Here is a 22,853-nt window from a genome sequence, read left to right on the forward strand (position 1 = left end):
CATGATGACCAAAAGCGCCAACGCATTCACAATCGTACGTGGCACAAAACGATTTGCCGCTCTCGCCTGGCTTTTCGGAGTCTGTGCATTGCTTTTCGCGTCGCCCGCATCGGCGTGGTGGAACGACGAGTGGTCACTGCGAAAGAAGATCACGATCGACACAAGCGCGGCGGGCGCCAATATCACCGATCCGATCGGTACGCAGGCGGTGCTGGTGCGGCTGCATAGCGGCAATTTCCGCTTCGCCCAGGCCAAGGACGATGGCGCCGACCTGCGCTTTGTCGCCGGCGACGACAAGACGCCGCTCAAGTTTCATGTCGAGGCGTATGACTCGCTGCTCGACCAGGCCTTCGTCTGGGTGCAGGTGCCGGATCTGAAGCCCGGCGCCAAGACCGATATCTGGCTTTACTACGGCAACAAGAAAGCCGTCGCCGCCGGCGATGCCAAAGCCACCTATGACGCACCAACCGTCCTCGTCTATCATTTCAGCGAACACGGCACGCCAGCGCAGGATTCGTCCGTCTGGGCCAACGGCGCGCAAAGCACCGGCCAGCCGGCCGAAGGCGCGCTGATCGGCACCGGCCTGCGCCTCAACGGCCGCAATCCCGTCACCCTGCCGGCCTCGCCGTCCCTGACACTCGCCAATGCCGGGTCGTTCAGCCTGTCGGTCTGGTTCAAGGCCGCGGCGCTGCAACGCAATGCGGCGATCTACAGCCGCCATGACGGCGCCAATGGCCTGGTGATCGGCCTCGACAACGGCGCCCCGTTCGTGGCGGTCACCAATGCCGGTGTCACCCGGCGCACGCCCGCGGGCTTGCCGGTGGCGCCTGGCGGTTGGCATCATCTGGCCGTCACGGCAAGCCCCGGGCTGCTCACGCTCTATCTCGATGCCAAGGCGGTGGCGACGTTAGCCGTCACGCTGCCGGCCCTGAACACGATCGCGCTCGTCGGCGGCGACACCGCGGTTGCGGTGGCGCCAGCTCCCGTACCCGCTGCTGCGGCCCCCGTTCCCGCTGCATCCACCGCCGCAGCGCCCGCATCGCCGTCGCCGACCTCCCCGAGTGGTCCGGCGACAGCGGGCCAAGCCGGGGGAGGAGCCCCAATCTCACCCCCGGCAGCTCCCGCACCCGCCCCGGCGCCCACGCCCGTCGCGGCGGCCGGCTTTGCCGGCGACATCGACGAACTCGATATGTCCAACATCGCCCGGCCCGCCGGCTTCATCAAGGCGCAAGCCATGGGGCAGGGGATCGACGGCGCGAAGTTCATGACCTTCACCGTCGACGAACAGACGGCCAGCTGGTTTTCCGGCTATTTCGCGGTGATCCTGAAGTCGGTCACCGTCGACGGCTGGGTCGTCATCGGCATCCTGATGATCATGGCGGTGATCAGCTGGACGGTCATGGTCGACCGCGCCCGCTACCTCGGCACTCAGACCAAGGCGAACAATCGCTTTCTCACCGCCTTCCGCGACATCGGCGGCGATCTGTCGAGCCTCGACAGCGCCGGCGACGAGGCGATTGCAACCCTCGACGGCCGCCTCGCCGGACCCGTCCAACGGCTCGTGCGCCACTCCTCCCTCTACCGGCTCTACGAGCTCGCCGCGCGCGAGATCCGCGACCGTTTCTCCGGTCATCCAGATCAGCGTGCCCGCGGCCTCAGCGGCCCGGCGATCGCCTCGATCCGCGCCGCCCTCGACGGCGCGCTCGTACGCGAGATCCAAAAACTCAACCGCTCGATGGTCATGCTGACGATCGCCATTTCCGGCGGGCCGTTCCTCGGCCTCCTCGGCACCGTCGTCGGCGTCATGATCACCTTCGCCGCCATCGCCGCCTCGGGCGACGTCAATGTCAATGCGATCGCGCCGGGTATCGCCGCCGCACTCGTGGCGACAGTGGCCGGCCTCGCCGTCGCGATCCCGGCGCTATTTGCTTACAATTACCTGATCTCCAGGGTCAAAGACCTGACCTCCGACATGCAGGTCTTCGTCGACGAGATCGTCACCAAACTTGCCGAAGCCTATGCACCGTCGGGACATCACGATCCCGCCGCACGGCCACGTCTCGCGGCGGAGTAGGGCGATGCAAGTTCAATCCGACGCCAAACCCTATGACGATATCAACATCACCCCGATGTTGGACCTCGCCTATGTGCTGCTCGTCATCTTCATCATCATGACGACAGCGACGGTGCAGGGCATGAAGGTCAATCTGCCGAAGGCGTCTGCGTCACCGTCGTTGGCGCAGCAGACGACCAAAGCCATCACCGTCACCAATGACGGCAAGATCTTTCTCGACACGATCCCGGTGTCGCTCTCCGAACTCAGATTGCGCCTGTTGCAGCAGAAGGCGCTGACGCCGGAGTTCCCGGTCGTGCTGCGCGGCGATTCCCAGACCCAGTACCAGAACGTCATGGACGTCCTCGACCTGCTCGGCCAGCTGAACATCACGCAAGTCGGCCTCGCCACCAAACCGCTGGTGAAGTGATGCGTAACACGATCGCAATTCAAACCGATCTTGAGACCACCAACGAATGGCCGCTGTCCCGCAGCCGTCCGGCCCTCGCTTCGGCCGATCATGCCTCTTCGAGCCATGTGGCTTATGCGCTTCTCTTCGATCTCGCCGTGGGCCTGGACGCAAGAGCCCATGCCCAACGGGCCAAGGGCGATCCCTGGCTCATCGTGCTCGGCGCCAGACCCACGCTGCGGATTGCCGCCGACACTGTCATCGAAGTCGATACGGCCCGGCGCCTTTATCGCATCATCGGTGAGACGGATGACGAGCGCACCCTGATCCTCGAAGCGGATCTTGCCGACGTCTTCGCGTTCATTGTGCTTCACCTCGATCTGGAAGCGCCGGAGGGCAGGCGGTGAACGGCCCGACGCACGAGATCCAGCCGCCGCGCGAACCTGTCTGGCGCCCCGCCCCGGGAACCGCCGTCATCGCAAAGGACGACGCGATGGCCCAGCACGGGAATGAACCTGATCCGAGCTATCTGCGGCTCGTCGAACTGGCCTGGGATATTCGTCAGACGGCGCGCCGGAAGGGCATGGCCGAGCGTCTGTCGCAGATAATCGTCATCCTCGACTCGAAGCCGCGGCTGTGGATCAACGGCGCCGTCCGCATCGAGGCCGATCCCCGGCACGAGCTCGATCAAGCGCGCTATCAGGTGCTGCGCCAGACCGGCGCGTCGAGCGACGCACACGACGCGCAAGCCGATGATGCGCAGGCCGCTGTGTCCGAGATCCTTCTCGCCGATGCCGATCGCACGACCATCCTGGACTTCGTCATGGCGCGTCTCATGGCGCAACTCGGCGCCCCCATGTTCGAGGGAGGCGAGGGCATATGAGCGTCGCCCATGATCACGCCCACCAGATCCAGCCGCCGCAGGAACCTTTCTGGCGCCGTTACCGCCTGCAGTTCGCGGTCGGCGCCATCTTCCTGCTGCTGGCTGCCGGCCTCGCCCGGCTGATCTTCAACGGCGACAACAATCCGCCGCCCAAGCAGGTGCGCGATCTGACCTTCGTCAAGATCATGCCACCGCCCCCGCCGCCGCCACCTCCGCCGCCGCAGCAATTGCCGCAGCCGAAGATGATCGAGCAGCCGAAGATGGTGACGCCGGAGATCAAGCAGCCGGATAAGCCCGACGACAAGCCGCTCGATAAACCCAAGGCCGACAAGGACGATGCACCTCCGCCGGGTCCGCTCGCCCTCGATGCCAAGGCGGAAGGGCCAGGCGATGCCTTCGGCCTCGCCGGCAACCCCGGCGGCCACGGCTTTCTCGGCGGTGGTGGTGGCGGCGGCGGCAGCCGCTGGGGCTGGTACGCCAGCCTCGTCCAGAACGCCATCGAGACGGCGCTGCACGCCAACCCGGCCATCCGCAACGCGGTGATGAAGGTGCGCGTGCGCATCTGGGCCGACCAGAGCGGACGCATCGAACGCGTCCAGCTCGCCAGTTCGACCGGCGACAAGGACGTCGATGCGGCACTGCAGGACGCCCTGTCCGGTGTCGCGCTCGGCCAGGCGCCGCCGACTGACATGCCGATGCCCATCGTCGCCCAGATTACCGGCCGTAGACCCAACTAGTCGTGAACAGTCGTGAAGCTTTGCAAGAGGACCGCGCCGCTATGAACAAGAACAAACCACAGATTGCCCGCCTGCTTTGCGGCGGCACAGCCTGTGTGCTGGCCGGCTGGCTCGCTTCGACGGCGCAAGGCCGCGCCCAGACCGCCGGGCAGGGACCCGCCACCACGATCGCCCCCGCGCCGGCCGCCAAACATCATGCCGTGCCCGCGCCGAAGGGCGAGTTGCGCGTTTCGCATCATCACGCGACCTCGCCCGACGTCGTCATCAATCTCATCAATCTCATGGTCGAGAACAAACTGATCAAGGAACAGCAGGCGACCGCGCTCATCAAACAGGCCGAGGACCAGGCCTATGTCGCCCGCCAGGCGACCAAGGATGCCGCCACCAAGGCCGCCCGCGCCACCGCGGTGGCCGATGCCGCAACCGCCGCCGTCACACCGCCCGGCACCAAGCGCGTCGTCTATGTCCCGGAATATGTCAAACGGCAGCTGCGCGATGAGTTGCGCCAGGAAGTCCTGCGCACCGCCCGGGTCGAACGCTGGGCCTCGCCCGGTCTCTATCCGGAATGGGCCTCGCGCATCAAATTCAGCGGCGATTTCCGCACCCGCTACGAAGGCATCTTCTATCCGCACGGCAATGCCCAGGGCGCGCTGACGAACTTCAACGCCATCAATACCGGCAGTCCCTTCGATGTTTCGGAAGCCAATCCGATCTTCGCGCCGACCCTCGATTCAACGCAGAACCGCAACGAGTTCCGCATCCGTGCCCGCCTCGGCGCCGAAGCCGATCTCTCCAACGGCTTCACCACCGGCTTCCGCATCGCCACCGGCAGCGACAACTCGCCGGTCTCGACCAACCAGACGCTGGGCGGCTCGGGCGGCAATTTCAGCAAATATGAACTCTGGCTCGATCGCGCCTATCTCAATTACGATCCCTGGCAGGGCCGCCCGTGGGGCGACGTCAACATCAGCATCGGCCGTTTCGACAATCCCTTCTTCGCCTCGACCGATCTCGTCTGGTACCGCGACATCGCCTTCGACGGCGCCGCCATCCAGGCCCGCCACATCATCTATGGCACCGGCTTCACCCCCTTCATCGTCGCCGGCGCGTTTCCGACCTTCAATACCAATCTCAACTTCCAATCCTCGAGCGCCCAGGACTTCGGTAGCGAAGACCGCTACCTGATCGCCGCCCAGATCGGCACCGCCTGGGCCATCAACCCCGACGTCAACGCCCTCTTCGGCGTCTCCTATTACGACTTCACCAATATCCAGGGCCAGCTCTCCCAACCCTGCCTGGTCGCCAGCTCCGCTTCGGTCTGCTCAACCGACGACCTGCGCCCGTCCTTCGCCCAGAACGGCAACACCTATATGGCGCTGCGCAATATCATCCCGACCTCCGGCACCGGCGGCAACGACAACAATACCATCAACCAGTTCCAATATTTCGGATTGGCCAGCGCCTTCCGCGAAGTCGACGTCTCAGGCCGTATCGACTTCGGCTATTTCCACCCGATCAATGTCGTCCTCGACGGCGAGTTCGTCGACAATACCGCTTTCAACAGCGCCGCCACCGGCGCCATCGCCGTCAACAATCGCGCCGGCACGCCCGATGGCTCCCTTGGCAACTTCGCCGGCGGCAATATCGGCTGGATGACCCGCCTCACCGTCGGCCACGAAGAACTCAAACAGTTCGGCGATTGGAACGCTAACGTCGGCTACAAATATATCCAGTCTGACGCTGCCGTCGACGCCTTCGAGGATCCCGATTTCGGTCTCGGCGGCACCAATCTGAAGGGCTATCAGCTCGGCGCCAATTTCGCGTTCGCCAGCAATGTCTGGACCACCGTGCGCTGGCTCTCGGCGCAGAACATCGGCGGCGCCCCCTACAACGTCGACGTCCTGCAAGTCGACCTCAACGCAAAATATTGAGGCCGGATCCATGCGCAAACCCTCACATCCTTTCGCAAGCTCCTTGGCAAGTGCTGTGGCAAGTATTGTCGCGCCCGCGGCACCCCCTTCGCCGGCGCTCGCCCGCCAAAGCCAGGCCCATGCGGCACAGGCAATTGTTCCGCAGGGAACAATCCGCGTCGCAACAATTGCCGCCATGCTCTTCCTCGCCAGCCTCCTCGCACTCTACGCCGGATTGGCCCATGCCCAGGACAGTGAAAGCGAGACCGATCGCCTGCGCGACGCGCTGCGCGATGCGCTGTCGCAACAGCGCGGCCTGCAGGATCAGATCACCGCTGTCCAGGCGCAACTGGCCGACATGACACACGACCGCGATCACCTCTCGCAGGAAAACGATGCCGCGCATGCCCGCATCAAGGCGCTGCAGAAGGCCTACAATCTTGCCGTCACCGAGTTCAATCAGCGCCTCGAAGAACGCAACCAGGTCCTCGAAAAATGGCGCGGGGCTTACGAAGATGCCGCCGACGTCGCCCGCGCCAAGGATGCTGAGCGGGCAAAATTCCAGGCCTCGTCGCAAGCCTTCGAGGCCGACGATAAAGTCTGCCATTCCAAGAACGCCAAACTCGTCAAAGTCTCGAGCGACATCCTCGCCGGCTACAACAAGCTCGACATGTGGAAGGTCCTCGCCACGCGCGAGCCGATGATCGGCTACGGCGGCGTCGCGCATGAGACGCAAGTCCAGACCTACCTCGATCAGATCCTCGATCAGAAAGTTCAGCCGTGAGCCGCAAATCCAATCTGCGCGCCAAGTTTATCCGCGCAACGTCTGATCGTGCGAAGTCTCGTCGCGCAAGATTCAACCGCACTGAGTCGCATGAGGCCAAGTCTCACCGCGCCGAGTCTCATCGCGCAATGTTCGATCGAAAGGCCGATTTGCGCGCGTATCTGCCCACATCCAATTTGCGCCCCGCCAGGCTTCCCCGCACCCTGCGGCGCGGCGGCACGCTGATCTCAGGCCTCGCCACAGCAAGCCTTGTCGTGACCCTCGCCATGGCGGCACCCGGCAAAGCGGTTCATCACCACCACCTGCACACCGCCGCCGTGCCGCAGGACGCCCAGGCCAGCGCAGCGCCAGCCCAAGATACAAGCCAAGACACAAGCCCCGTCGTCGCCCGCATGGGCAATCTCGAACTCCATGCCGATCAGACGCAAAAGCTCATCGCCAATCTCAACGCCAGCGACCGCGCGGCCGTCGATAAAAATCCCGATCTCCTCGCCCGCGTCTTGCGCGGCCTCGTCGCCGACCGCTTCGTGCTCGCGCAAGCCCTTGCCAAACATTGGGACCAGCAGCCGGCCGTCGCCGCCGCGCTTGAGCGCATGCGCGAGAACGCCATCATGCAAAGCTATGTGCAGGCCGCTGCCGCGCCGCCGCCCGATTATCCCAACGAGGCCGATCTCGCCGAGGCTTATGAGGCCAACAAATCGGCGCTGATGGCGCCGAAGCAATACGAGGTGGCACAGATCTTCGTCGCCGCCAAAACCGGCGCCGACACGTCTGCCGAAACGCAGGCGCGCAACAAAATCCTCGCCATCGCGCGTGAACTTCGAACCCCCGGCGCCGATTTCGCGGCGATCGCCAAGACCGAAAGCCAGGCCAAGGCAACCGCAGCCAACGGCGGCATCATCGGCTGGCTCAGCGAGGCGCAGCTGCGCCCCGATATCAAGCCGCACATCCTTGCCCTGGCGCCCGGTGCCATCTCCGCCCCGATCCGCCTCGACGACGGCTGGCAAATCCTCAAGCTCGTCGACGTCCATCCGCCGCGCCAGCTCGACCTCAGCGAAGTCCACGACGTCCTCAAACAAAAGATGCGCCAGCAGCGCGCCCAGGACCTGCAGCGTGCCTGGCTCGCCGATCTCGTCAAAGCCAACCCGATCAGCCTCGATCAATCCGAACTCATAAAGCTCGTCGGTGCGACCGGCGCGGCAACAAGATAGGCGCAGTCTCCATGCACCTGCCCAAGGCTCTCTCCAATTCTCTCTCCAAGTCTCCGCCCGAGACTCTAGCGAAGAATCTGTCGATGACTCTGCCCAAGACTCTACCGATGCATCTGCCAAATTCTCTCTCGCCTGCCGCATCTCCTGCCGCCATTTTGGCCGCCCGCGGCTATCAGGTGAGCGCCGAGGCGAGCAGCCTCGCGCTGGCCCCCGTCTGCGCGCTGGCGCTGCATTTCGGCGACCAGCTGACCCGCTCGGCCGAGGGCATGCCCGAACTCACCATCCGCGCCGGCCTCGACGCCGGCGCCGGCGCGACACCCTCCTCTCCAGCCACGATGCACTGGACCCTGCGCAAGAGCGATCTGCGCTTCGCCCGCGGCGAACGCATCCGCTTGCGGCTCGAGATCGATCTCTTCCTCAGCAACGACACTAATCTCGACAATCTGCATCTCGAACTTCGCCCGGCCGCCGCCAATCTCGCCCGCCTCGTCGGCGATGCCCGCACCCTGTTGAATGGCCTTGTCACCGACAAAACCAGCGAAGGCCATCGCGGCCCCGTCCTGCGGCTCGAGGCGCGCTTCGTCGGCGATCTCTTCACCGGGCGCTGCGGTCTCATCAGCGCCGGCCGCGCCCCGATGAGCTTTCGCCATCAGGCCGCAAGCCTCGCCGGCTGCGATTGGCTGAAGCAAACCATCCTGCCCGAACTCGCCGCAAGCCTGCGCGGTCAACCGCCGCAAGCCGAGACTGTCGCCGACGCCACACCCGGCGCCACGCGCCCCTTCACCCACGTAAACCGCCGGGGCGAACTCGCCATGGCCGTGCCGCCACGCTGACAACAGGACACCGACACCAGAGCGCCAATGTCGTGCGCCGGCAAGACAGACAATTGGAGATCAAAATGACCGACGTCCTCATCCACAGCCTGACCCTGGACGAGCTCAGCGACCATCTGCAAAAATTCGGCTATCGCGCCGAACGCGTCAAAGATCCCGCCGGACAAATCCTGCTGCGCTCCGCCACCGCCGGCATGGGCTTCGATCTGCGCATGGGCAGCAAACTCCCCAGCAGCATTGCCGGCAACCAACGTCCTGAGAGAGAGCCTGCCGGCGAGACGCAGGCCCAGGCTCCTGTGGATGTCCATACGGACTTCACCTTCCTCGTCGTCTTCGCCATCAACGGCGGCACGCTGCCGCCCGATCTCCTCAACAGCTGGAACAATGCCTATCGCTTCGCCCGCCTGCGTACCGATCAGCGCCTGCTGATCCTCGACATGGACGTCTCCGTCGCCGGCGGCGTCAGCCGCAATCATCTGCGCGCCGCCTTCGCAACCTGGGACCAGCTCATCGCCAGCCTCATCACCTATCTGCGCACCGAACTCGCCCGCCAGAACGCCGGCGCCAAAATCACCGCCAAGATCGTGCCGGAGGCCGTACAGGCGCGGGCAAGCGCAAATGAGAAGGCAAGTACGAATGAGAGTGCAAGTCCGAATGCAAGTCCGAGTACAAGCGAGCCGGCCGCAGCCGCAATCATAGCGTCCAAGACCGCCGCGCCAGAAGCGCCGGACCCGCTCGCCGCCCTGGCCAATGGCGAACCGGCCGCCACACCAAGTGCCGCCACCCCCGCCGCGGCAAAACCTGCGACCAGTTTCCGCGCCCCGCCGCGCCCGTCGAACCCGCTCACACCCAGACCGTCCAGCACCGCGCGGACCGAGGCCGCCAAAGCCGTCGCGCAAGCCCTGCAAATCACGCCGCCCGCGGACGAGCCCGCGAGCGAACGCGCCGCTTCCAATTTCCAGATTTAGGGCGCGGCGCGCCGACACACGTAAAAGCCGATGCCTGACCGCCGACCCTAGCTCATTCCGGACGAGACCTATGCCAATCCGCCGACCCGCTTCGACCCACGGCCTTCGCACCGCGCTCCTCGCCGGCGTCTCCCTCGCCGCGCTCGTCTGGATGCAGACCTCGGCAAAGGCGCATCCGCTCTACGGCATGGCCGGCGCAACCTCCGTCACCAGCCAGGCCAGCGCCGCCGCCATCGCCAATGCCCAGCAATCGGCCCAGACCGCGCAACAGGCGATGAGCCAACTCTCGCGCGCCACCCAGGCCGTCCAGGCCATGCTGCAACAGACCCAGGCGACCGCCCGCGCGCTCGCCCAGCAGACCCCAAGCGGCATCCCCAACGGCCTCGCCACCGGCGGCCTCGTTCCCGACAGCGGCCTCGCCGCCCAAGGCGTCGCTAATGCCGTCACCAGCTGGACCAACGCCAATGCGCCGACGCAAAGCACCAGTGGCACCCAGACCAACGTCAACATCAATCAGACCGGCCAGACGGCGCTCCTCAACTGGCAAACCTTCAACGTCGGCCAGAATACGACGCTCAATTTCAACCAGCAGGGCAATTCAAACTGGGTCGCCATCAACCGCGTCGAGGATCCCAGTCAACGCCCGAGCCAGATCCTCGGCCAGATCAATGCCGCCGGCCAAGTCTATGTCATCAATCACAACGGCATCGTTTTCGGCGGCGCCAGCCAGATCAATGTCGGCACCCTGATCGCCTCCACCGCCGATATCGTCAACACCAGCACCATCTTTTCAGCCCAGAACGGCGCAACCCTCGCGCCGAGCTTCGCCGACGCCGGCGGCGCCGTCATCGTCGATGCCGGCGCCGAGATCACCACCAATACGCCCAGTTCGGTGACCAGCGGCGGCGGCTTCGTCCTCTTGATGGGGACAGAGGTCGAGAACGCCGGCATGATCGTCACCCCGCAGGGCCAGACCGAACTCGCCGCCGGCGACAACTTCATCCTGCGCCCCGGCTTCTCCACCAACGGCAACAGCGATTCAACCACCGACGGCAACGAGATCGCCGTCGAACTCAACACGCTCGGCTCCAGCCTCACCGGCGGCAGCGGCTTCGTCGAAAACTCAGGTTACATCGAAGCCGATACCGGCGACATCACGCTTGCGGGTGAGACCGTGGTCCAGAACGGCGTCGCGCTGTCGACCACCTCGACCGCGGTGCGCGGCACCATTCATCTGCTCTCGTCCGCCTCGGATCCAGACAGCAGCGTGACGCTCGGACCCTCGAGCGTCTCCCTCATCCTGCCCGACGCCAACAGCATCCTCGCCAGCGACGCCCAGCGCTCGACGCTGATCGCAAATTCCATCACCGCCGATACAACCCGCGAGGAAGACACCACTATCCAGCTCGGCGCCCAGTTCGACGATCTCAGCACGCTGGCGGATTTCCAGGATGAAAGCCGCGTCGAGATCGTCACCGGCGGCACCGTCGACTTCCAGAACGGCTCGCAGACAATTGCCGAAGGCGGCCAGATCTCGGTCAGCGCCACCAATCGCGTCCAGGTCGATAACGGCGCGCTTCTCGACGTCGCCGGCGATGTCGCCATCCTGCAAATGTCGGCCAACGATCTCGCCGTCAATATTGAGGGGCCGGAACTCAGTGACGATCCCAACAATCGCTTGGCCAATATTCTTCAGCCCCAAAACATAAATGTTTTCGTCGACGCCCGCGATCTCATCGAAGTCCCCGCCAGCAGCGCCGATCCAACCCCACGCTTCTTCAGCGCCGGCGGCGTCTTCAACGTCACCGGCGAGTTCAACGACGTCGATCACACCATTCAGGAATGGATGGCCGTCGGCGGCCAGATCACGCTTTCAACGGGCGCCAACGGCAGCGTCGTCGCCCAACAGGGCGCCGTCTTCAATATCTCCGGCGGCCAGATCCAGTACCAGGCCGGCGATATCGCCCAGAGCTATCTCATCGACGCCTTCGGCAATGTCTTCAACGTCAACAATGCCCCCGCCGACGATACCTTCGTCGGTGTCGATGACGGCTTCGTCGACGCCCATCCCGAATGGGGCATCACCGAGATCTTCGCCAATTACTTCCGCCCCTCGGAGGTCTTCGAACAAGGCTACAGCGTCGGCCGCGACGCCGGCAGCCTCATTCTCTCAACCCCCACCGCGCTCTTCGATGGAACGATCGACGCCGGGGTGATCACCGGTCAGGATCAGAACACCGCCCGCCCGGCATCTATCAGCGATCCGTTCACGCTCCCCCAGACAACCGCCCCGCTGCAGGGCCAGCTGGACCTCGGCGATTATAGCGCTCTCGGTCTTGTCAACGGCTACGACACCAGTGTCGTCTTCGATGACTCGGGGGATAATTCTGACGGCAATATCGCCGTAAACGACGCCGTCCCAACCAGCGCAACCAATACCGCCGACTTCAACGCCAGCCAGATCTCCAGCTTCAACCTCGGCGGCCTCAATATCACCACCCAGGGCTCAATCTCAGTCAACGCACCCCTCACCTTCGCACCAGGCGCCAATATCAATCTCACCGCCGCAACAATCGATGTGGCGGCTAATATCACCGCGCCAAGCGGCAATATCTCAATAACAAATCTCCTCTCGCCGGCGCAGATCGCAAGTTTCTCGGGCACAATCATCCCAACGACTTTTACCGACGCCAACGGCGTCGCCCAGGCAACCATCGAAACCGGCGTCACCCTCGATACGCAAGGGCTCTGGAGCAATGCCAGCCTCGACCCGAGCTTCACCGCCGATCAGGCCTTCATCAACGGCGGCAGCGTTAGCATCGACGAAAGCCAGGGCGTCACGCTCGACCCCGGCAGCACCATCGATGTTTCTTCCGGCGCCGCCATCCTCGTCAGCGGCAAAACCCAAGCCGGCAGCGGCGGCAACGTCACCCTCATCGCCGATGATGCAGCCTCAGGAACGGTTGCAAACGCTGCCTTGATTCTAGGGGCTGCGATCCAAGCCTATGGTGTCAGCGGCGGCGGCATGCTGACGATTCAAAGCGGACCGACGATCACGATTACCGGCCAACCTAGCGACGATGGCTCGCTTGATCTTTCATCATCCTTGTTCAGCACCGGATTCTCGAACTACAACGTCTCCAGCAATTTCGGCATCACCCTCACCCCCGGCACGCAGCTCGACGTCACCACACCCGTTTACGAATTTACCGACGCCAGTATCAGCGTCCCGACCGGCGGCGATCCAGCCCAAGCCCTGCAGCTCTGGCTGCCGCCATTGTTTCTGCCAAATCCGGTTACCGCACAGCTCACCCAGCGTGCCGGCGCAAGCCTGACGCTGCAAGCGGGAACATCATCGACGCCGAACAGCTTCATCGACATTGGCACCGGTAGCACCATCGCCGTCGATGCAGCGCAATCGATCAATCTGATCGGCACCAGCCAAATCACCGTCGATGGCACTTTGCGAGCACTAGGGGGCGTGGCATCGGCGAGTGGCATTACGCCAGGAGGCATATCGATCGTTTCGTCGTTGGGCGGCCAGGCGACGAGTTCGATTTGGATCGGCAGCGATGCGACACTTGATGTCGCCGGCATTAGCGCGACCGCGCGCGATGATCAAGGTCGGCCCTATGGCGTAGTCACCAATGGCGGCTCGATCATTCTGGGACTTGCCGGCGACGTTTTCAACGCTTCGGGTAATGGAATCATAAACTCGACCCACGATTTTATCGTCGTTCAACAAGGCGCGCTTCTCGATGCGTCCGGCACGAGCGCGACAATCGATCTTGCAGCCGGGACGCCGTCCTCGCCGCTGTCGAAAAGTACCGGTATTGGTACGGTCCTCGACGCGAGCAGCGGCGGCTCGATCACGATGAGCTCCTACAGCGGCATCTATGTCGACGGAGCTATGCAGGCTGCCGCAGGCGGTATTGGCGCCGAAGGGGGATCGCTCAACGTAACGCTCGAAACACCGGACGAGGGAAATTTCAATCCCAAGCAACCATCGTTTGTGCCGCGCATCATTACGATCAGTCAAACGCTCGGCCCGCAGCTTCCCTCAGGTATTTCCTCTAATTCAGGCGTGTCGGAGCTTGCCTTCGGCCAAGCGCAATTTTCCGCCGACGCTCTTGAATTGGCCGGATTCGATAATCTCTCCTTCACGGCGCGCGATGCCATTCTCTTCGACAGCAATGTGAATCTGGCCGTTGGCGGAAGCATCGCCTTCCACGAGGGCGCGCTTGCCGATACCAGCGCAAGTGGCAACGTGGCGATTTCGGCACCCTACGTGCTGCTTGACGGCCAGACAGGCATCAACACCCAAGTCGTCCTTTCTTATCCGACCTTATGGGGAACTGGAACCTGGCAAGGTTCGGTGCAGCATAGCACCGGCACGTTTACAGTTAATGCCGACCTCATCGATATTGCCGATCAAGTCGCTTTCGGCATTCATTCCCCTGCGACGACGAACCGTTTCGGCACGCCGACGACGATTGATCTTGCCGGCTTCGGCAATGTCCAGCTCGATAGCCAGGGCGATATTCGTTTTCTAGCCACGGCCAGCGGCGGCGGCAGCTCGAACGCGTTTTCGGCATCGCTTGCAACATCCGGCAATCTAACTTTTGCGGCCGCGCAGCTCTATCCAGTCAGTGGTGGCATCGGCGAGGCATTTGCAGGCGTTACCAGCATAGCCAACCCGGTCTTTGGCTCACAAAGTACCTTAACTGTCGATCATATCGGGCAAGCCGATCCGCAAGCGCCGGATTCGGTGGGGGGCCAACTAACTTTAGCTGCAGCGTTGATTAATCAAGATGGTATCGTCCGGGCGCCCCTCGGCAGTATTACGCTGGGCGATCCTTCTTCCGGCACTATCAATGTGGTTCTCGGCCCCGATAGCATCACGTCGGCGAGCGCGAACGGCCTCGATATACCGTTCGGCGGTACGACGGACGGCGTCAATTTTTCCGTCAATGGCGCAAGCGCATCGCTCATTTCAAATGCAAACACGATTACGTTCGTCAGCCAATCGGTGACGGTTGACAAGGGCGCGGTCCTTGATCTCTCAGGCGGCGGTACGCTCGCCGGCGCCGGATTCATCGAGGGCGAAGGCGGTTCGGTCGATGTTTTGAGTACGCCGCTCTCCAATTCCAACCCGGCCAACAATTTCAGTTCGAACGGCAATCAGGTTTTTGCAATCGTACCTGGTTTTCAGGGGGGGTATGCGCCGGTCGCACCCGGCGAAGGCATGGCGCCTACCATCGGCGAGCAAATTACGATTCCCGCCGGCGTCCCAGGTCTCCCGGCTGGCACCTATACGCTCCTGCCAGCGAACTACGCACTCTTGCCCGGTGGATATCGCGTCGAACTCGGCGGCAAAGTCAGCGGCTCAAGTCTTATCGCTGGAGCGGCGGCAGCCGGCAGCGGGAATTTCATCGTCGATGGTTCCGAAGGGATCGCGAATACAGGCGTGAAGAGCCCATTGCCGATTGAAATGATCCTGACGCCTGGCAGTGCGGTGCGCAATGATTCGGATTTCGACGAGGAGGATTTTACCACCTTCGCCGTACAGCAGGCGCAGACGCTTGGTCAAACCGTCCCGTTTGTTCCCGACGATGCAGGCACATTGTTACTGAACTATTGGGGGAGCAATCCGGGCGCCGACGCGGGCGCGGCGCTCAGTTTCAACGGCACAGCCCTGATTGCGCCTGCAGCTGGCGGCGTGACGGGCTTGGTCGAGGTTAATACGATCACCGGCGGCACAAATTTGGAAATTGTTGCATCTGCGCCGACACCGGGTTTTATAGGATATTCCATCTCGGCACCGGATCTGGATAACATTCATGCGCCAACTCTATCGATCGGCGGACAAATTGATGAGGCTGGTTTAAGAAGCGCTTTCGTCATCTCTGGCCTCGTCGCGTCGTCGAATAGTGTTACGATTGGGAGTGGGGTAGATCTGACTGCGGCTCAAATTTTCCTGATGGCGGGAGCTGGCGGCATCAACCTTGATCCGAGCGCCGAAATCGACACGATCGGCCAAGGGAATGTAACATCGAACACATCGCCTGGCGATTTCTTCAATGCCAATAGCTCCAACGCCCCCGTTGGCGCTACGGTGCTTGTCGTATCCAATGACGAAAACGTCAATCTTATTAACACGCAATCAAGTACCGGTGCGATCACGGTCGGCGAAAATGCTCGAATCTTTTCCGAAGGCGTCATCGATTTTGCAACGTCCGGAACCGTATCGATTGATCCAAGCGCGCGCTATGGGACGAGGAATCTTGGTCTCGATGTTGGGACAATCAATATCAGCTCCACGGACCCGATAGCGAACGCGGTCGTTCCTCCGGGTCTTCTACTCACTCAGGCCATTCTCGATCAAATCCTTGCTGGGGATACGGACGTCGGGGCGCCGGCATTGCAGAGATTGACGCTCACGGCATCGCAATCGATCAATTTTTACGGTTCCGTTGACCTCAATGTCGTTGATCCCGAGACCGGCAAAGCAGATCTCGATCTCGATGTGAACACGCCAGCGATCTACGGCTTCGGCAGCGCAAGCGACGTGGCCTCACTGACGACGGGTACTTTCACCTGGGGCGGTATCGCAAGCGGCGGGAGTGGTGGCGTCCCCGCCTCAAGCGCCACGCCGACCGCCGTTGTCGCCGGCGGTCCAGGGACCGGCAGCGGCACATTGCAAATTAATGCCAGCGAAATCGATTTCGGGTTGGCAAGCACGGCCATCCCGAACAATCAGACGACGTTCGATCTCGTCGCGGGCGGCTTTTCGAACGTCGAACTAAACGCCAGCCAACAGATCTCCTCGACTGGCAAGAACAGTCTGGTCGTCTTCCAGGCGCAGGGCGCGAATTTCGGTGATCAGAACACGGGCGGCAATCTCCTCCTGACAACACCGCTGCTCACTGGCGGCGCGGCTTCTATCCTGAACATCACGGCCGGCGGCGGCATAGCTATCACCGCACCTGCCGGTGAAATGCCAAGTTCGCAGACAACGGGCGCACTCGGTGCCGAAATCGATCTGACCGCGAATGGCGATCTGCCCAATTCGACGGCAAGTATTCTCGTTGACAGCACGATCCTGCTGCAGAGCGGCAAGCTCAGCATGACCGGCACGGGCGACATCGATCTGCAAGCCGGTTCGGCCCTCGATCTCTCGGGCCAGACCACCGCGTTTTTCGATCAGGACAGTTTTAGTTGGGGGGGCACCGTCGCTCTGACGAGTTCGAATGGCAGCATCGTCCAGGACGCCGGCTCGTTGATCGACGTTTCGGCTGTGAACAATAATGCCGGCAGCGTCACCGCCAGCGCGGTCAATGGGGCGGCGCTTTTTGACGGGCAGATCGAAGGCGGGTCCACGACGGGATTCGAAGCCGGGCAATTCTCGATCACCGGTCAATCGATCGGTGACTTTGTCGCGCTCAATACCATGCTCGACAGCGGCGGCGTCTTCGGATTGCGCAGTTTCGATATCAAGCAAGGTGATCTTACCATCGGGCAGGGTGAGACTGTGCAGGCGCAGACGGTCAGCATCTCGCTCGACAACGGCAGTCTGACCGTCGACGGCACAATCGACGCGAGCGGCGACACGCCGGGCACGATCGATCTCGCCGCCAGCGGCAATCTCGAGCTCGATTCGACGTCGGTCCTCGACGCCCATGGCACGGTGCTGCAAGTCGACAGTAACGGCCAGCTAATTGACGCCGAGAACGTCGGCACCGTCAATCTGACCACCACAAATGGGACGCTGACCCTGGATCCCGGCGCCGGCATCGATGTAAGCGTCACCGCGCCGAGCGGCGTCCAGCTGGCTTCCCTGGGCGATGTCGAACTCAATGCTCCGCGTACAGGCACGCCTGGCGCCGCGAGCATGACGGGGCCCAACGCGCCCACCAATGCGACGGGCGACAACATCGCCATCTCTGCCCCCGATGACGTCAATGGCGATCACATCAACATCATCGGTGCAGGGACCATCGCTCTCAACGGCTTTGCGACTTACACCAATGCGCCAGACTCGCCGGACGGCACCCCAGGCGATGCCGCGCCCAATACGCAATTCATCACGCAAGCCTATCTCGACGAGATTGATCAGGACAGCCAGCAATTCATCAATGGCGCGCTTGTCAACTCGGCTTTCCTATCGAATATCAAGGGGCTGATCGGCGCGGTCATCACTGCCAACTCGACCTCAAGTGTTACGCCCGCTACCGGCACTCAGACATTTATGATCCAGACGGGTTTAGGTTTCTCCGCCGGACAAACGGTGGCCGTCGTCGATAGCGCGAATTCCACCATCGGGATGAATGGAACAGTGGTCTCGTACAATTCGGCGAATGGGACGCTCGTCGTCGATGTCAGCAGCGCGAACGGCGGACTGGTCACTAACAGCTGGGCCATTTCGGCTGCACCGAATATGCCGGCGACATTCCATGTGCGTCCCGGCGTGGAAATCAATAGCGCCACATCGAGCGGCGATATTGATACTAGCGGCGATCTCGATCTGTCCGGCTTCCGCTACTCCAGCCTCAATCCAGCAACGTCACGGACCGCCGTCGTTGGCTCGGGTGAACCCGGCGTCCTCATCATCCGCGCCGCGGGCAACCTTAATGTGAACGGCAGCATCAGCGATGGTTTTGCGCCGCCGCCCGGAACGCCAGACGACAACAATTGGGTGATCAATACCGGATCGGTCACGACGCAACCGATTACGCCGACCACTGATGTAGTCTTAATCGGCTCGACCACGGGTTCGACGACCACATTCGCAACTAACGCCCCCGCAACTGTCGTCTACGACCTCCCGATCCGACAAACGTCCATCGTCGCTAACGCCATTATCCCTTTCCAGGTCACAACTTCCGCGAATTTCACTTTTGGCAGCTCATCGACCACCCGAGCCCCAATCACCTTCGCTAACTCGACGACGACTGTCGCCCCAATTACTGAGCCAAATGGCGCGGTGATCCCGTCTGGAACGACCTTGGCCGCTGGAACGGTGATTCCTGCCGGCTCAATACTCGGTTCCGGCACGGTGATCCCGGCAGGCTCGACGTTGGGAGCGGGCACGGCGCTACCCGGCCAAGTCAGCATTGCCGCCACAACGGTGCCCGCCGGGACCCAGCTCGACATCTTCACGAGTCTGCAGCTCAGCGCGAACATTACGATCAAGCCGGGCGAGACGATACCTACAGGTACGACGCCCGGTCAGGCGCAAATCCCAATCGGCCAAGCGGTATCTCAGTCATTCTTCATCACAGGCGGAACGATTTCTATCTCGTCGGCCGCAACGCCAACATTGATGTTCGCTGTACCTGTCAGCTCGGCGACCCTCAAGCGAGGGGTGGCGATATCTTTTGCGTTCTCGAACAGTGCCGCCGTCACCGTTTCAAGCAGTTGGACGCTCTCGGCGGCTATCACGCTCAGTGCTCAAACGACGACCGCCTCAGCCATACATGAACCTGGGCCGGACGGCATAACGATTCCTAAGGGGACCGTGCTTGCGGCTGGCACCATAATCCCCCAGGGATCAACGCTGGATTCCGGCGCAAGCATACCTGTCGGGTCGACCTTTGCAGCTGGCAGCGACATCCCAACGCAGGGTGGCACGACGCTCCGTATCAGCGCTACGACGATCCCGGCGGGTACCCCCCTTGACCTTTTCTCAGCGAACTTGGCAGTTGCCAGCAGCGGTGCGCTGGTACCTGTTGGCGCGGTAATTCCAACAGGATCTAATATTACATCGGCTGCATTCCTAACTAGGCCTGTCAACGATGCCGGAACCGCGGGACAAATAGATGCCGTCGCGTCGATGCTGCCGGCTGGCGATCTTTCTTGGTCAATGAATTTAGTTGCTGGTTCGGATCTGACAGCGGTCGACCCAGAGACTGTCAGCGCCTCCGCTGCTGCAACAGGCTCAGGCAACGTCGTTCTCGACGATGCACATTTCGGCGGGACGATCACTTCCCAAACGCCTTCGTTCAGCGTCATGCGTACCGGCGCCGGCACCCTCGACATCGTTGCCGCCGGCAATTTCGAGGAAGAGACAGACTTCGGAATCTACACGGCTGGTACCCAATCTGCGAGCGTTGACAGCGCCTTCAATCTGCCGCGCGCGCCTGCGAGCGCGTCAGACAACAGCGTACTTGGCTTAAGTGAATCGGCTTACGCATCCGCCATCGCTGGGTATCAAGCTTATTATCCGACCGATGGCGGCAATGTCTCCGTGAATGTCGGTGGCAATTTGACGGGCGATTTCGTGCCCGCCGCGGGCGGCACGTCAAACGACAGCGACGACGTTGCAAACTGGCTGTGGCGGCAAGGTGGTAGTATCAACGGCACGAGCGAGGCGACGGCCTGGTGGATCAATTTCGGCACGTACACAAATTTTCCCAATGGTTCTACTCCCGTGCTCACAGGGTTTACCGGGATTGGAACGCTTGGCGGCGGCAATGTCACCATCAATGTGGGCGGAAACGCTGGGACCACGGCGACATCCAATACTGCAGCGTTGACGGCAGCGGTCGCGAGCACGGGACGGGTACTGTCGGATGGAACTGAACTCGAAACTGGAGGCGGAAATCTTACAGTTAATGTTGGCGGGAAGCTGAATAGCTTCGTGCAATCCACAGTGGTAGATGCCAATGGTGATCAAGGCGGCACATTCACCGATCTTCGTGGCGACATTGCTATCAACGCGGGCGCCGTCGGCACGATCGTCCCTACGCAGACGTTTTCGGGCACGGAAAGCACACTACTCGGCGATCCACGTTCCTTGTCGCCGACCACCTCTGAAAGCGCGGTGGAGGAGGGTGGGATCATTGTCGTTCTCGGCGACGGTTCCGTCGATATCGACACAAGAGGCGATTTGGTACTTGGCGGTGTTGGCGACGCGACGCGGATCGGTGAACCGAACTTCACATCCGAACCCAACAGTCCGACCGCGTTTATGAGCTGGTTTTCGCTATGGAAGGACGCGACCGCGGTAGACTTGTTCTCGGCTGGCGGCAACCTCGCGCCAAATACCGCAGCCCCCAATCCCGGTGCAAACGATGAATCGACCGATACGGGACGCATATTCCTTCCGCCAACGCTTGATCTGATTGCGGCCTCCGGCAATATGTATTTTTCGGATGCGAGCCCCGTCAGTAACAATTCAGGACCACTGCCGCTTGAATTGGCCCCCGCCCCGACCGGGCAGCTGAACATTCTGGCCGAAGGCTCAATTTACGATGCCGAGATCGACATGTCGGGTGCCGATCAGTCTGCGTTAGCGACGCCAAGCGAACCTGGTATTGCCACCGTCCGAAACCGGAGCGGCATCGTCAGCTTCAGCACCTCAAATGCGAGCACGAACATTTACAATAACTCCAACACCGGAAGTGCTGTAAGTGCACTTTTCGCGTTCGGCCCAGACACGCCGACAGCAGATTTGCATGCGGACGACAGCCAGCCGATACACATCTACGCAGAGACAGGTGACATTCTCGGTCTCCAATTTGGTGAGATACTCACCTTCAATCCGCTCATCGCTCCGGTTGTGACCCCATCAACCTGGTTTATTGGCGCGAAGTCGGCCGAAATCCAGGCGGGCAATGACGTCATATCCAGTGGTGTGCCTTATACACAGACGACAGGGAGCGATTTCGAACTGACGAATTCCAATACAATCCCTGGATTCATTCTGAACGACAAGTCTACGGATGTATCTACGCTTTCGGCCGGTAACGAAATTATATTCTCAAGCCTGCAAGTGGGCGGTCCGGGATTGCTTGAGGTCAGCGCCGCGCATGACGTCTTTGAAGAAAACAAAGGCGCTTTCCAAAGCGTCGGGCCCGTCTTCAACGTTAACGCATCTGACAGAAGCAATGGCGCTGGAATTACGCTCCTGGCGGGTATCGGATCTGCCGGTCCGGATTATACGGATTTTGCCAATGACTTTCTCAATCCAAGTGATCCGTCGACGCTGTTGTCAGGGCTAAGCGACTATAGTCAGATAGTTCAGCAAAACGACGTCGCGCTAGAAAGCTGGCTCGCGCAGAATTTCGACTTCAAAGGCGGCGACGCTGAAGCCGTATTCACATTCTTCCAGTCCCTACCTGCGCAACAGCAGGACATCTTCGACAGACAGATATTCTTCCAGGAACTGAATACGAGCGGCCTCGAGTTTAACGAATCGACCAATCTTCATTTCAAAAGCTACATCGTTGGTCAAGATGCAGCTGCGATCCTCTTCCCGAGCGAGGATAAGCAAGGTAATCCGATCACTTATTCGGGCAACATCACCTTCTTCGGCGACACGGGAATACGAACGCTCTCGGGTGGAAACATTCAAACTTTCACGCCAGGAGGGAACACGACCGTCGGCGTCGAAGGACCGATCCCGCCCGGCAATGCCGGCATTATTACACAGGGCACGGGCGACATCGATATGTATTCTCTCGACGATGTTGCCCTCGGCGAAAGTCGCATCCTAACGACGTTTGGCGGCAACATCGTCATCTGGTCGGCGCAGGGTAACATCGACGCAGGCCTCGGGAGCAAGACGACGCTAGTCTTCACGCCGCCCCAAAGACTTTACGATAACTTTGGCGATGTGACGCTGTCGCCGACAGTCCCCTCGACCGGCGCGGGAATTGGAACTTTAAATCCAATTCCGCAGGTTCCCCCCGGCAACGTCAATCTGGTGGCGCCGTTCGGGACCGTCAATGCGGGCGAGGCGGGCATTCGCGCGTCGGGCGATTTCAACGTTGCCGCGCTCCACGTCGAGAACGCCGCAAATATTGATGTCCAAGGGATAGTGACAGGTATCCCAACCGTCGCAGCGCCGAACATTGGAGCCTTGAGCAGTGCCTCAAGTGCGGCAGGTGCGGCGCAAGCTTCGATCTCCAATCCGTCGACGAATCAATCCAACAATATTGCGTCGATCATCCTGGTTGATGTGTTGGGTTATGGGGGCGGGGAAAATCCCGATGACCAAGGCGGCAGCAGCCTCGACAACTCAGTTTCGACGCCGCAGAAGTCTGGATCAAAGCAACATTGATG

At 61.7% G+C, this 22,853-nt stretch carries 11 protein-coding genes; all 11 read left to right on the forward strand.

The genetic code is table 11. From position 1 onward, the window contains the following. Nucleotide 1: 1 nt before the first annotated feature. The 11 genes from WDN02_RS12880 (at nt 2) to WDN02_RS12930 (ending at nt 22,851) form a co-directional block, all read left to right on the forward strand. Entirely contained in the window at nt 2–2,074 is a 2,073-nt protein-coding gene (locus WDN02_RS12880; RefSeq protein WP_337293874.1) for a DUF2341 domain-containing protein, read from the forward strand. Between the two features lie 4 nt (nt 2,075–2,078). After that, nucleotides 2,079–2,483, forward strand: a complete 405-nt coding sequence (locus WDN02_RS12885; protein ID WP_337293875.1) for a biopolymer transporter ExbD — start codon at nt 2,079–2,081, stop codon at nt 2,481–2,483. Continuing rightward, complete coding sequence (locus WDN02_RS12890) at nt 2,483–2,869, forward strand: hypothetical protein (RefSeq protein ID WP_337293876.1); 387 nt, start codon at nt 2,483–2,485, stop codon at nt 2,867–2,869. Before WDN02_RS12885 ends, WDN02_RS12890 begins: the two co-directional genes overlap by 1 nt. Further along, complete coding sequence (locus WDN02_RS12895) at nt 2,866–3,345, forward strand: hypothetical protein (RefSeq protein WP_337293877.1); 480 nt, start codon at nt 2,866–2,868, stop codon at nt 3,343–3,345. The genes WDN02_RS12890 and WDN02_RS12895 overlap by 4 nt, the downstream gene beginning before the upstream one ends. Continuing rightward, a complete protein-coding gene (locus WDN02_RS12900; RefSeq protein ID WP_337293878.1) occupies nt 3,342–4,082 on the forward strand; it encodes a TonB family protein in 741 nt (246 codons plus the stop codon). Before WDN02_RS12895 ends, WDN02_RS12900 begins: the two co-directional genes overlap by 4 nt. Nucleotides 4,083–4,123: 41 nt before the next feature. Beyond that, nucleotides 4,124–6,013: a putative porin gene (locus WDN02_RS12905; RefSeq protein WP_337293879.1), complete on the forward strand. Its 1,890-nt coding sequence runs from the start codon at nt 4,124–4,126 to the stop codon at nt 6,011–6,013. 10 nt (nt 6,014–6,023) lie between these two features. Beyond that, complete coding sequence (locus WDN02_RS12910) at nt 6,024–6,776, forward strand: hypothetical protein (protein WP_337293880.1); 753 nt, start codon at nt 6,024–6,026, stop codon at nt 6,774–6,776. Nucleotides 6,777–6,904: 128 nt separating this feature from the next. After that, nucleotides 6,905–7,987, forward strand: a complete 1,083-nt coding sequence (locus WDN02_RS12915) for a peptidylprolyl isomerase (protein ID WP_337293881.1) — start codon at nt 6,905–6,907, stop codon at nt 7,985–7,987. 83 nt (nt 7,988–8,070) lie between these two features. Further along, the gene (locus tag WDN02_RS12920) at nt 8,071–8,820 is read left to right on the forward strand and encodes a hypothetical protein (RefSeq protein ID WP_337293882.1); all 750 of its coding nucleotides are present in this window, start codon (nt 8,071–8,073) and stop codon (nt 8,818–8,820) included. A 65-nt stretch (nt 8,821–8,885) separates the two neighbouring features. Continuing rightward, nucleotides 8,886–9,788 carry a YbjN domain-containing protein gene (locus WDN02_RS12925; protein WP_337293883.1) on the forward strand — a complete coding sequence of 301 codons (903 nt, stop codon included), beginning with the start codon at nt 8,886–8,888 and terminating at the stop codon, nt 9,786–9,788. Nucleotides 9,789–9,858: 70 nt separating this feature from the next. After that, nucleotides 9,859–22,851, forward strand: coding sequence for a filamentous haemagglutinin family protein (locus WDN02_RS12930; protein WP_337293884.1), 12,993 nt, complete (start codon nt 9,859–9,861; stop codon nt 22,849–22,851). The last annotated feature ends 2 nt before the right edge of the window (nt 22,852–22,853 follow it).

This window comes from Methylovirgula sp. (genome assembly GCF_037200945.1).
Classification (GTDB): Bacteria; Pseudomonadota; Alphaproteobacteria; order Rhizobiales; family Beijerinckiaceae; genus Methylovirgula.

Coding starts and splice junctions, on each gene's coding strand:
- WDN02_RS12880 (WP_337293874.1), top strand. CDS start 2: ATGATGACCAAAAGCGCCAACGCATTCACAATCGTACGTGGCACAAAA.
- WDN02_RS12885 (WP_337293875.1), top strand. CDS start 2,079: ATGCAAGTTCAATCCGACGCCAAACCCTATGACGATATCAACATCACC.
- WDN02_RS12890 (WP_337293876.1), top strand. CDS start 2,483: ATGCGTAACACGATCGCAATTCAAACCGATCTTGAGACCACCAACGAA.
- WDN02_RS12900 (WP_337293878.1), top strand. CDS start 3,342: ATGAGCGTCGCCCATGATCACGCCCACCAGATCCAGCCGCCGCAGGAA.
- WDN02_RS12905 (WP_337293879.1), top strand. CDS start 4,124: ATGAACAAGAACAAACCACAGATTGCCCGCCTGCTTTGCGGCGGCACA.
- WDN02_RS12910 (WP_337293880.1), top strand. CDS start 6,024: ATGCGCAAACCCTCACATCCTTTCGCAAGCTCCTTGGCAAGTGCTGTG.
- WDN02_RS12915 (WP_337293881.1), top strand. CDS start 6,905: ATGTTCGATCGAAAGGCCGATTTGCGCGCGTATCTGCCCACATCCAAT.
- WDN02_RS12920 (WP_337293882.1), top strand. CDS start 8,071: ATGACTCTGCCCAAGACTCTACCGATGCATCTGCCAAATTCTCTCTCG.
- WDN02_RS12925 (WP_337293883.1), top strand. CDS start 8,886: ATGACCGACGTCCTCATCCACAGCCTGACCCTGGACGAGCTCAGCGAC.
- WDN02_RS12930 (WP_337293884.1), top strand. CDS start 9,859: ATGCCAATCCGCCGACCCGCTTCGACCCACGGCCTTCGCACCGCGCTC.